We start from the raw sequence: 12,506 nt of genomic DNA, 5'->3' as shown, positions 1-12,506 counted from the left end.
GCTGTTTGATAGATGAATATTCAGTGATTTTCTTAAAGCATAACAAATGTGTTTCTAGTTGGTGGACAAAATTAATCAGCTAGTCTGTGCAAAAAGTATTGTTATAACTAATTCTCCAACAAAGTTGGTATTGTTGCTAACACTAGAAAATTGAATTTTCATTAGATATTGACAATAAGCAGATTATATGAACATCACTAATTTCAAGTTTACGTAAGAGTTACGGAATAACATAGGGCTTGCCAAAGGCTACCGCAGAGGCACAGGTGTATAAAGCATTTATGAAATCTTGCTTTGTCATCACCCAAAAGAAGTATTTTTCTGGAAGCTTAGGATATAAAAAAGGTAATGAGTGAAAACGTATCACTCATTACCAATGTTACAAATTATTCGAGTCGTGGTAGAGAATTGATATTAAATATCTAAATCGGTGAAGTTGAGTTTAGAACCATAAGTTTCGATAAATTCTCGTCTGGGTGCGACACGATCGCCCATTAAGATTGTGAAGATGCGATCAGCTTCGGCAGCGTCCTCAATTTCGACTTGCTTCATTTTGCGGGTTTCTGGGTTCATGGTGGTATCCCAGAGTTGTTGTGGCATCATTTCACCCAAACCTTTGAAGCGTTGGATGGTATAGTTGGCGTTAGCAGGGAATTTGGCGATCACTTGATCTTTTTCGCGATCGCTATAGCAGTACTCATGATTACGTCCCCGTTCTACTTTAAATAATGGGGGACAAGCAATATAAATAAAGCCTTGTTCGATGAGCGCTCGTTGATATCGATAGAAGAATGTTAACAACAAAGTACGGATGTGCGCCCCATCTACGTCAGCATCCGTCATGATGACTATGCGGTGATAACGCAGTTGGGTAGAATCGAATTCATCACCTTTGACACCTAAACCGAGGGCTGTAATTAACGATTGAACTTCGTTATTTTTATAAATTTTAGCGTCGTCGGTTTTTTCAATGTTAAGAATTTTACCACGTAGAGGCAAGATAGCTTGAGTGCGGCGATCGCGTCCTTGTTTGGCACTCCCACCTGCTGAGTCGCCTTCTACGATGAATATCTCAGATTCGCTAGGGTCACGAGAACTACAATCTGCCAATTTACCAGGTAATGGCGAAGATTCTAGTACAGATTTGCGGCGAACTAATTCCCGCGCATGACGCGCTGCTTCTGCGGCTTTGAAAGCTTGGATAGCTTTATCTAAAATTGAGTCTGCGATCGCCGGATGAAATTCTAGATATTCGGTGAGGACTTCTCCCACCAGAGAATCGACAATCCCCCGGACTTCAGTGTTACCGAGTTTGGTTTTGGTTTGTCCTTCAAATTCTGGGTCTGGGACTTTAACGGAAATTACCGCAGTCAAACCTTCGCGGACGTGTTCGCCACTGAGGTTAGTTTCATTCTCTTTAATTTTATTGCGCTTGCGGGCGATCGCATTTAATGTCCGAGTCAGAACTGCCTTCAACCCTTCTAAGTGCGTACCACCATCCACGGTACGAATATTGTTAGCAAAACCTAGCACATTATCCGTATAAGCATCAGTACACCATTGCAAGGAAACTTCCACTTGTACGTTGTTGCGTTCGCCCTGTACATAGATAATTTCTTCATGCAGGGGTTGCTTCTCACGGTTCATGTAAGCAATGTACTCTTTGATCCCACCCTTGTAATTGTAGGATTCTACCTTCGGTGTATCGCTTTTTAGTAGTTCTAAACGGTTGTCAGTAAAGGTAATTTTGACACCTGCATTCAGATACGCCAACTCCCGTAGGCGACCTGATAAAGTGATGTAATCAAACTCAATGCTAGTTGTAAAGATTTGGGTATCTGGCTTGAAGGTGACAGAAGTTCCAGTTCTCGCTTCTTTGTAAGGCTTTGCTTGCAGTTCGGTAACTGGAATACCGCGTTCATAGCGTTGGAGATGAACCTTTTTATCTCGCCAAACTGTAACTTCTACAACTTCAGATAGGGCATTCACAACAGAAATACCAACCCCGTGCAATCCTCCAGAAACTTTGTAGCCACCGCCGCCAAACTTACCACCAGCGTGTAGTACCGTCATCACGGTTTCCAAAGCCGATTTTCCGGTGCGCGAGTGAGTATCGACGGGAATACCGCGACCATCATCTGTTACAGTCACGGAACCATCAGCGTTGATATCCACCTCTATATGAGTGCAATGACCCGCCAAAGCCTCATCGATTGAATTGTCCACCACCTCGTAAACTAGATGGTGGAGTCCTCGCGGCCCGGTGGTACCAATGTACATTCCTGGTCGTTTGCGGACGGCTTCCAGACCTTCCAGAACTTGAATCTGATCGGCACTGTAACTGCTCGTCATGTAAACTCTCCTGATGCGTGGGGTTAAACTCGCCTAAAATTAATTAAAAGCAAAAACACTCCAAAATTGTAACACAAAAGCCTTGCTAGCGTCTGTAGGGCATTTTCAAGAGAAGTTTATACTAGGGTTGCACTACCGTGCAATAGGGGCAAAGATAGGCAGGGGAGAAAGGGAAGAAAATTAATGACTAATGACTAATGACTAAATTAATTGTGATTTGTGGGGCGACGGCAACGGGTAAGTCGAGTTTGGCTTTGGCTTTGGCGATGCGGTTGGGTTCTGTAATTATTAGTGCCGATTCTCGTCAAGTTTACCGTAAGTTTGATATTGGGACGGCAAAACCAACTGTGGCTGAACAAAAATTAGTGCCGCATTATTTAATAGATATCTGCGATCCCACAGACACGATGACAGTAGCAGACTACCAGGAACAAACACAAGCGTTAATTGCTTCTGTTGATGTTACGCCACTTTTGCTAGTTGGTGGTACTGGTTTATATATCCGTTCCATTGTTCAAGGGATGAAAATTCCGAGAGTTGCACCACAAATTGAATTGCGATCGCAACTTGAATCTCTAGGTCAGCTTCAACTCTACGCCATGTTACAACAAGTTGACCCCGTTGCAGCACAAAAAATTCATGCTAATGATTCAGTACGAACTCTAAGAGCATTAGAGGTATATTATGTTACTGGATACCCGATTTCCCAACAACAAGGGGAGAATCCACCGAATTATCCGATTTTGCAAATTGGTTTGGATTGCGATGTTGAAAAGTTGGGGAATCGGATTAAACAGCGTACTGACCAAATGATAGCAAATGGTTTGGTTGCTGAGGTAGAATACCTTTGTCAAAAATATGGCGCTGATTTGTCTTTGTTGAATACTTTGGGCTATCAAGAAATCAAACAATATTTAGCTGGGGATATTTCCTTAAATGAAGCGAAAGAGTTAATAGTTTTGCATACACGGCAATTTGCCAAGCGACAACGCACTTGGTTTCGCGCATATCCCAAAATTGAATGGTTTGATGCGAATGATCCTGAATTATTAGAGAAGGTTTGGCACAGGATAAATGAGTTTACAAATTGCACTCATTCTTCGTGAGATTTTTGCTCATGTAAAGACGCAAAAATTTTCGCGTTTTTACATGAGTGTCCTAGAGAGTGTCGGGATCGATGCCCATAGCTCGTAGCCGTTCTGCTAAAATTTGGGTGCGTTGTTCAGCTTGTTCGGCGCGTTGTCGTTCCTGTTCTGCACCTTCATCTCCAGTGAGCAAAACAGTACCATCTTGGTAGCACCAGCGTAACCAAGTATTCTGTCTATCTTCAAATTTACCTTCCCATAGAGTTATGCCTAAACCAACTTGTTCTAACCAAGTTTCTGAAGTTTCAAAGTAGCGTGTTCCCCTTAGTTCATAAACATACAAAGTTTTTTCTGCTAATTGCTGATTTGGGTCATATACGATGTAGTAACTAGCCCGCATGTGTTCATAAATTTGCAGTTTTTTGCCGAGTTCATCACCTTCTTTATTAGAGACAATTTCGAGGACAACTTCTGGAGGTTTGCCAAAACGCCAAACCATATAACAACGATTTTGTTTCTCCCACCAATTTTGAGGTACTTGGACATCTAAGCTGAGAAAGATATCAGGCACAATGGGGGGCTGAAGGTCTGTGTAGTAAATACCTACATTAGCTTCAGCTAAAAAAGTTTGGTTTTGTAGAGAACTGTAAAGACAGCCAATTAAAAGGCGTTTCTGTTTGGAAGTAGCAAAATTATCTAAAGTGTCATTTTCAGTGATTAGCTGGTTAGCATCTGGCACATAGTAATCATCATCATTGATTAGAACTTCCTGAACCATGACTTTATCCAGTATTAAGAGCGTTATTTCTAGGTTAATTGATTGGGGATAGAAGAGTGCATTGACTCAATATTTTATACTGAAAAATTATAAGGATTAGTCATCAATGGAATCTTAAGCAAACAATAATAGTGTGTCATCCTGTACACCATTGGCTTGCAGAACTTGATACTAGCTGAAGATGGGTGCGATCGCTATCTCAGCCCATTAAATCTATGTTTTTGCTCCCATATCCTTTGAACTAGATATTTAGAGAAACGTATCGGGCAAGTATCTCTTGTTTGCTCAATTAGAAATAGACTAACTGACTTAAAAAGAAGGCAAGGGCTGCACTACCCAAAGGGACTGTCAAATTGTCAATACCCAAAAAAGAAAAAGCCTCTAAAACTGTAGCGATAAATGCAACCACGAGTGATATTACCCAAGTTTGCCAACTGTTTCCTTGAGTTCCAACTAAAATCAAAATACTGATGAAATAGCTAACGAGCATCATAGTTAGGGAGCCTTCCCAACTTTTTTGTGTGCCAAAGACTTTATACTTGTGTGTACCAAAGCGTTGCCCAATTAAGGCTGCTAGTCCATCTCCCCAAGTCATGATCAAAATTCCTAGTGCTGCGTACTGGGGTTGTTGTAAGTACCAGAACCAAGCAACTAAAATACCGAAACTGACAGAGTAGAAAAATGTCCCGAAACTTTGCCGCCCAACGCTATTAATACCAGGAAGAATAGGCAATCGGTAGGATAATAAGGTGATTGCACTCGCTAAAATAGAAGCTGTAATCCCTACACTGGCGGGGATATCGAGCCACCAGGCAAGTAAAATTACATTACCAGTGCCAATATGAACTATCTTCCGCACGATTTCTGGCTTGTCGGCAAAGCGGTTTACCAACCCTGCAATCAGAAGGATGAGTAACACCCAAATTGCAGTAATCGCAATTTGCAGCCATAAAACCGGAATTGAGGTTAAGTCAGAAAATGTAATCAACAAAGATGTAACAAAATGAAAAATTTTACCTCTGTTACTAATTTATAAGATTTAGGTAACTGCAATGAAACTATTATTTATTTGGCTGATTCGGGGCTACCGAATGTTTATCTCGCCATTGTTTCTCCCGACTTGTCGCTTTCAACCAACTTGTTCGATGTATGCTATTGAAGCTATTGAACGATTTGGAGTGTTACGTGGTAGCTGGATGGCAACTCGGCGGATTTTGCGCTGTCATCCGTTCCATCCAGGTGGTTACGATCCAGTCCCAGAGGTGGTGGAAAAGGTTAAGGAGGAGTAGTTTTGTGCAAATGGTGGGGAATTGAGGTTGGAGTTTAAACGCAAAGGGGCGCGGAGGGAAGCGCAGAGGGGCGCAGAGAATGAGAAGAGGGGTAAATTATTAAAGGATGTGTTCGTGGGTATAGGTATTTGGGGAGATGTCAACAGATGAGGTTGTCATCTAGCGTGGAAAGGTTGAATAATTTAATTTAGACTTACGATGATTAATTTTACTGCGATTTCTATACCTGAACCACAAATTCCTACTCCTGGCCCGAATCCGCTACCTAGTCCCGAACCTGTACCGGGACCAGCGATACCTCAACCCTTACCGGGGCCTGTACCAGAACCAGTACCTGCTCCCATTCCTCAAACAGTTCCAGGGCCAATTCCCCAAACCATACCGGAACCTGTTTAGATTACCTTGGTAATGTAATCCAAAATCCAAAATCTAAAATCCAAAATGCTAAGAGCCGGAATTGTCGGACTTCCCAACGTCGGAAAATCTACTTTATTTAATGCTGTAGTTGCTAATGCCAAGGCAGAAGCAGCTAACTTCCCTTTTTGCACGATTGAACCGAATGTCGGCGTTGTCGCAGTACCGGATGAACGGTTAAATGTTCTTGCTAAGATTGCCAGTTCGGTACAAACTATCCCGGCGCGGGTGGAATTTGTAGATATTGCCGGTTTAGTTAAAGGTGCAAGTCAGGGTGAGGGACTAGGGAATCAATTCCTGTCCCACATCCGGGAAGTTGATGCGATCGTCCATGTGGTACGTTGTTTTGAAAATGACGATATTATCCACGTTGCTGGTTCTGTTGATCCAGCACGAGATATTGAAATCATTAATATAGAATTGGGTCTATCAGATTTATCACAAATTGAGCGGCGAATTGATCGAACTCGTAAACAAGCTCGTACCAGCAAAGATGCACAGTTTGAAATCACAGTTTTAGAAAAATTAGCTGCGGCTTTAAATGAAGGTAAATCGGTGCGTCAGGTAAGTTTGAATGAAGAAGAAGAAGTAATTATTAAAGGGCTGGATTTGCTCACTTATAAACCGATTATCTACGCCGCGAATGTATCTGAGGATGAGTTGGCAACTGGTAATCATTTTGTGGAAACAGTGCGGCAAATCGCAGCAACAGAAAATGCCCAAGTTGTGATAGTTTCGGCTCAAGTTGAAGCTGAATTAGTGGAATTACAAGAGGAAGATAAAGCTGATTTTCTTGCGTCTTTAGGTGTGGAAGAAGGCGGTTTGAAATCGTTGATTCGGGCAACTTACTCGCTTCTAGGCTTGCGGACATATTTCACCTGCGGCCCCAAAGAAACCCGCGCTTGGACAATTAATGCGGGAATGTCTGCACCTCAAGCTGCTGGTGTAATTCACAGTGATTTTGAGCGGGGATTTATTCGCGCTGAAACTGTCGCTTATAAAGATTTGGTAACAACCGGTTCGATGAATGCTGCGAAGGAAAAAGGGTTGGTTCGCAGTGAAGGGAAAGAGTATGTTGTCCAAGAAGGGGATGTAATGTTGTTCCGATTTAATGTGTAGGGGTAATTAATTAAGTGACCGTTATCAATCAGATAATGGTCAACTTATAAACCCTGACACTCCTTAAGGAAGTTGTTAGGCGATCGCAAATAAACCAGCAATCTGGATTATTATGTATTTAGTTGGCTCCCGATAGTACTTTCTGTAAAGAAACCAATAATTCATTGACAGTATAGGGCTTGACCAAAAATGTATTTACACCAATAGCAGCTATTGCATTGAGCTTATTTTCAGACATAAGTCCACTGCTGGCAATAATTCTGACTTTGGGGTTAATTTTTTGCAGGGTACGGATGGCAGTTAAACCATCGAGTAAAGGTAGCATAATATCCATCAGTACGGCACTAATTTTATCCCGGTTTTGAGCGTATAGTGCGATCGCTTCAATGCCATCATTGGCAATTAGGGTTTTGTAGTTATGAGTTTCCAGTGATGTTTTGGTAATCTCAAGAATTGCAACTTCATCATCCACAATCAAAATCAATTCTCCATGTCCCGTCTGTGGTGGCAATTCTTCGGGAGTAAATGTTTCCATTCCCTCCACTGCTGGCAAGTAAACCTTAAAGCTAGTGCCAGTTCCCAGTTCGCTATAGACGTTCACAAAACCACCGTGGCTTTTAATAATTCCCAGCACGGTGGAAAGTCCTAACCCTGTGCCTTTTCCAACATCTTTTGTGGTAAAGAATGGCTCGAAAATTCTATCTAAGATTTCTTTAGAAATTCCAACTCCAGTATCGGAGACAGTAATTACTATGTAAGGCCCCTCTTTGGCTTCCAGGTTAATGCGGGTATAATTTTCGTCAATCAACAGATTTTCAGCAATAATACTTAAATTACCGCCATTTGGCATTGCATCGCGGGCATTAACGCAGAGGTTCATTAATACTTGATGCAGTTGGGTGCTATCTCCAGAAACCATCCATAAATCTTGCAGGACATCGGTACTGATTTGTATGGATTTGGGAAATGTCTCTTTAAGAATCTTGGCAACTTCCACAATCAGATGTCTAAATTGCAAAGTGATACGCTTTCCTTCTACACCCCGTGCAAAGGACAGCACCTGTTTAACTAAATCAGCCCCGCGTCTAGCGTTGATTTCCAAAATCTCCAGTAGATGGTGCGTCCGCTCATCTGCATCGGGAAATTTGAGTGGTAACAATTGCGCTCCTGCCATAATTGGTGTCAGGATATTGTTGAGGTCGTGAGCAATGCCACTAGCTAGAGTACCAATACTTTCCAAGCGTTGGGCGCGAAATAATTGGGCTTCTAGATGTTTTTTATCGGTAATATCTGTGTCAACGGTGAGAATCGCTTTAGGTTTTCCTTGTTCGCTGCACACCAAACTCCAGCGACTAGCAACAAGAACTTCCTTACCCATTTTAGTCAGTTTAGTTAACTCGCCCTGCCACTTACCTTTAATAGTAGCTTGTAAAAGAGCCGCTTCGATTTCTGGGGAAGGTTCGTCAAACAAAAGCTCAATAGCATTTTTGCCCCAAGCTTCTTTAGCTTGCCAGCCATAAAGTGTTTCTGCGCCTTTGTTCCAGAAAATAATCTTATTGTTTAAATCTCGCACGCAAATGGCATCAGTGGTGACATCTAGTAATGCCGCTTGTTCGCGGATTTTTTCTTCTGCCAATTTGCGTTCGCGTAGCGCAGCTTGTCGTTCGCTAATATCAATACTGGCGCATGTCACGCCTACAACTTCTTGCGACTCATTCCGCAATGGCTCAACTGTCAAATCGTAATATCGAGTTGTATTTTTGATTGTAATTGATACTTCCTCTCGCGTTCCTATGCCAGTGGTTAGCACCTCACGTTTAATTGTGGTAAGACGTTGAGCATCTTCAACTGGGATGATATCCAAGTCTTGTTTGCCCAATATTTCCTCAACTGTCAATCCAGATGGGGGATTGTAAACCCAGGTGTAGCGTAACTCTATATCTTGGTTGTAGACAAAGATGGGAGAGTTTTTTAGAGCAACCCGAAATCGCTCTTCACTATGGCGCAATGCGTCGTCTGCTCGTTGACGTTCGATGGCATAACGCATGGAACGCACCAGCAAGTCGCCAGTTACTTGCCCTTTCACCAAATAATCCTGCGCTCCTTCTTGCATTGCCCTAATTGCTAGGGTTTCATCGTTTATACCCGTCAACACAATTATGGGAGTGGCTTTTGCCTGATGGTGAGCGATAATAAATGTTTCTAGCCCCTGGCTATCTGGCAGCGAGAGGTCTAGTAGAATTACATCAAAAATTTCCCTTGCTAAGTAGTTAATTGCTTCCGAAAGCTGCTCAACAGGCATCAAATCAACTACAACTGTGGTAACTTCCTTTAAAAACTCCTGTAATAAAAAAACATCACCGGGGTTATCTTCTACTAACAAGACTTTAATATTTTTACCTGCCATTTCCATTACTCCGGTGGCAGTTTTACGATCGCAAACCAAAAATTTTCTATTGATTGTACAATTTTAACGAATTGATCGAAATCTACTGGCTTAGTTATGTAACAGTTTGCAGATAAATTATAGGCTTTAAGGATGTCTTCTTCAGCTTGGGAAGTCGTCAAAACTACTACGGGAATGCGTTTTAGGTTTTCGTCTGCTTTGATTTCTGCCAGTACCTCCCGCCCATCTTTTCGGGGCAAGTTAAAATCGAGCAGCACAATATCGGGATGGGCTGCTTTGACGTATTTTCCCTGTTTCCGCAAGAATGCCATTGCCTCCACACCATCTTCGACCACATTCAAGTGAATCGAGATTTCGCTATCTTCTAGGGCGATGCGTGTAAGTTGGGCATCGCCAGGATTATCCTCTACTAACAAAACCTCAATAGGCATAATCGCTGTTATAATGCTCACGATTGCTTACCTGCTCTATCTGGGATTGTGAAGTAGAAAGTCGAGCCTTGATCTGGTTTTGATTCAACCCAGATTCGGCCACCGTGACGTTCTATAATTTTCTTGCAAATTGCCAGACCAATTCCAGTACCAGGATACTTGTCTCTACCGTGCAAGCGCTGAAAAATTATAAAAATACGTTCAGCATACTGGGATTCCAAACCAATTCCATTATCATGTATTGAGAATAACCATTCATCTGCCAATGGTATAGAATTTAAACTTTCTTCGTCTGAATTTGGATTTGGCTTGGCTACCCCAATGTGAATTTGTGGCTGCTGATTCTGGCAAAATTTGATCGCGTTGCCAATCAGGTTTTGAAATACTTGTGTGAGTTGGGTAGTATCAGCCATCACTCTAGGAAGATGATCATAAGTGATAATTGCCTGACTATCTGCGATCGCAATTTGGAGATTAGCGATCGCTTGCTGTAAGATTACATCACAATCAACTAATTTAAAGAGTTGTCCACGGGTACTGACGCGGGAATAGTTCAACAAATCGTTGATTAGAGTCTGCATTCGCCGCGCCCCATCTACCGCATAGGTGATAAACTGATCGGCATTGGCATCAAGTTGATTTTTGTATCTTCGCTCTAGTAGCTGTAAATAACTTGTTACCATCCGTAACGGCTCTTGCAAGTCATGAGAAGCGACATAAGCAAACTGTTCCAATTCCGCATTAGAACGGACGAGTTCTTGACTTTGCTGGGTTTCTTTTTCTAATAGTTGCGCTTGAGATAAACCAATGCCAATTTGGTTAGCTAGTTGCTGTAACAACTCCGTCTCAAAGTTATTCCACTTTCGAGGTGCAGTACACTGATGAGCCAGCAACAAGCCCCAAATGCCATCTCTGACCAGAATCGGTACCACAAGGTTAGCTCTAACAGCAAACTGCTGAAGAAATTCTCGATGGCATGGTTGAATCTGAGCAGCTTCAACATCTTCCATCGCCCTGACTCTTCCTTGGCGATATTTTTCTATATATTCTTCTTTAAAGCAGGGATCAAAAATATTTTTTCCCAGAATTATGGGCCAACCAGGTAGCACAGCCTCTTGCACTACTGTTCCCGAACCATCAGACTCTAGTCGAAAAATTAACACACGGTCAGCTTGTAGTAATTTTTGTACCTCTGTCACCGTGCTTTGAAGAATTTCATCTATTTGTAAAGATTCTCGAATTTTCAGGGTGATTTCTGCAAATAATTGCGATCGCAAATTCTGCCGCTTTAATTCCTCATCTGCCTGCTTGCGATCTGTGATATCTGTATAAGAACCCACCATGCGAACTATATCACCCAATGCGTCCCAAAGTGCTTGTCCTCGATCTAGAATCCATTTATAGCTGCCGTCTTGGCACTGGACTCGATATTCACAGACATAAAACGGTGTTTTCTTGGCAAAGTGGTCTTGGAAGGCTTGAAGTACCCAATCTCGCTCATCGGGGTGGATTCGTTTTATCCATTCGTCCCAACCGTTGGAAACTTCGTGGTCTTTATAACCGAGCATTTCCTTCCACCGAGTTGAGAAGAACACTTCATTAGTCTTAAGGTTCCAATCCCAAATGCCATCATTATTACCATGTAATGCTAATTGCCAACGTTCTTCACTTTTTTGTAGTGCTTCTACTGTTCGCCGCCGTTCAGTAATGTCTTGAAAATAAATAGACAAGCCGTCTTTTGCAGGATAAGCATGGACTTGAAGCCAGCAGTTTAGTGGTGGATAAAACTCCTCAAATTCCACACTCACCTGTTCTAAGATTGCCCGGTGGTACTCACGATAGAATGTTGTACCGATGATTTCTGGAAACACTTCCCAAATGTTTTTACCCAGAAGCTCATTTTGTTTTTTTCGCAACAGCCGTTCTGCTTGACCATTAATATAGGTGAATAGCGACTTTTTATCTAGGGCAAAAAACCCATCAGTGATGCTTTCAAGAAGATTATTGATGTGGGTTCTCGCAGCTTCAGACTGGATGTAGGCTCCTTGCTCCTGCGCCATGAGCTTTTCAGTAACTTGAGATACCTCAGTTACATAACGCCTAAGTTCTAGTTGGTCGATTACCAAGTGACTCAGAGCCACAAGCGCCTCCACTTGTTTTTGGCTCAACTCTTTTGGAACTTGGTCAATTACACACAGAGTTCCCAGCATATCTCCCTTGGGAGTAATTAAGGGTACGCCTGCATAAAACCGTATGTATGGATAGCCAGTTACTACCGGATTATTTGCTAATTTTTCATCTGCTAAAGTATCAGGAACCACCACAACGTTACGCTGCTCTTGGCAAAGGTAAGATAACCCAACACTGCGAGGCATTTCTGATACATCTAAACCTACTTTTGCCTTAAACCATTGACGGTTTTCATCAATGAAATTTACCAAAGATATAGAAGTACCACAAATAAATGCCGCTAATCGAGCAAGGTTGTCGTAGGCTTCTTCGGGTTCGGTGTCAAGAATTTGATACTGACGGAGGGCTTCTAGCCGCGCCATTTCTGTATCAATTTGTCCAGCTTTCATTAATTTTTATGAAAAAATCTAAGTGTAATATTTCAGTCAACAGCATGGCTGT

10 protein-coding genes are annotated in these 12,506 nt (G+C 42.2%); 4 read left to right on the top strand and 6 right to left on the bottom strand.

Features of this window, described 5'->3' with window-relative positions:
- Positions 1–414 precede the first annotated feature (414 nt).
- A complete protein-coding gene (gene gyrB / locus V7K69_RS13735) occupies positions 415–2,352 on the bottom strand; it encodes a DNA topoisomerase (ATP-hydrolyzing) subunit B (protein WP_335035139.1) in 1,938 nt (645 codons plus the stop codon).
- A 197-nt stretch (positions 2,353–2,549) separates the two neighbouring features.
- Here gyrB and miaA point away from each other — a divergent pair, with 197 nt between their 5' ends.
- The gene (gene miaA, locus V7K69_RS13730; protein ID WP_335035137.1) at positions 2,550–3,458 is read left to right on the top strand and encodes a tRNA (adenosine(37)-N6)-dimethylallyltransferase MiaA; all 909 of its coding nucleotides are present in this window, start codon (positions 2,550–2,552) and stop codon (positions 3,456–3,458) included.
- 52 nt (positions 3,459–3,510) lie between these two features.
- Here miaA and V7K69_RS13725 read toward each other — a convergent pair whose 3' ends face one another.
- Positions 3,511–4,215: a Uma2 family endonuclease gene (locus tag V7K69_RS13725; protein WP_335035135.1), complete on the bottom strand. Its 705-nt coding sequence runs from the start codon at positions 4,213–4,215 to the stop codon at positions 3,511–3,513.
- A 289-nt stretch (positions 4,216–4,504) separates the two neighbouring features.
- Positions 4,505–5,206, bottom strand: a complete 702-nt coding sequence (locus V7K69_RS13720) for a diacylglycerol/polyprenol kinase family protein (RefSeq protein WP_335035133.1) — start codon at positions 5,204–5,206, stop codon at positions 4,505–4,507.
- A gap of 61 nt (positions 5,207–5,267) precedes the next feature.
- Here V7K69_RS13720 and yidD point away from each other — a divergent pair, with 61 nt between their 5' ends.
- From yidD to ychF, 3 genes are all read left to right on the top strand, one after another.
- Positions 5,268–5,504 (top strand): membrane protein insertion efficiency factor YidD, encoded by a 237-nt coding sequence (yidD, locus tag V7K69_RS13715; protein ID WP_012412579.1) that lies wholly within the window; start codon positions 5,268–5,270, stop codon positions 5,502–5,504.
- Between the two features lie 198 nt (positions 5,505–5,702).
- Positions 5,703–5,900, top strand: coding sequence for a hypothetical protein (locus V7K69_RS13710; RefSeq protein WP_185581254.1), 198 nt, complete (start codon positions 5,703–5,705; stop codon positions 5,898–5,900).
- 45 nt (positions 5,901–5,945) lie between these two features.
- Positions 5,946–7,037, top strand: coding sequence for a redox-regulated ATPase YchF (ychF, locus tag V7K69_RS13705; RefSeq protein ID WP_335035130.1), 1,092 nt, complete (start codon positions 5,946–5,948; stop codon positions 7,035–7,037).
- 118 nt (positions 7,038–7,155) lie between these two features.
- On the opposite strand, the gene V7K69_RS13700 is transcribed toward ychF, so the two are convergent.
- Genes V7K69_RS13700 through V7K69_RS13690 form a run of 3 tightly spaced genes read right to left on the bottom strand, consistent with a single transcriptional unit; the run spans position 7,156 to position 12,454 of the window.
- On the bottom strand, positions 7,156–9,444 hold the full coding sequence (locus V7K69_RS13700) for a hybrid sensor histidine kinase/response regulator (RefSeq protein ID WP_335035245.1): 2,289 nt from the start codon (positions 9,442–9,444) through the stop codon (positions 7,156–7,158).
- A gap of 5 nt (positions 9,445–9,449) precedes the next feature.
- Complete coding sequence (locus tag V7K69_RS13695; protein WP_442936142.1) at positions 9,450–9,875, bottom strand: response regulator; 426 nt, start codon at positions 9,873–9,875, stop codon at positions 9,450–9,452.
- A gap of 17 nt (positions 9,876–9,892) precedes the next feature.
- Positions 9,893–12,454: a GAF domain-containing protein gene (locus V7K69_RS13690; protein ID WP_335035126.1), complete on the bottom strand. Its 2,562-nt coding sequence runs from the start codon at positions 12,452–12,454 to the stop codon at positions 9,893–9,895.
- Positions 12,455–12,506 lie beyond the last annotated feature (52 nt).

It is taken from the genome of Nostoc sp. (assembly GCF_036917775.1).
Lineage (GTDB): Bacteria > Cyanobacteriota > Cyanobacteriia > Cyanobacteriales > Nostocaceae > Nostoc.
Note: the sequence above shows the minus strand (reverse complement) of the source record. Positions and strands in the feature narration are given on the sequence as shown.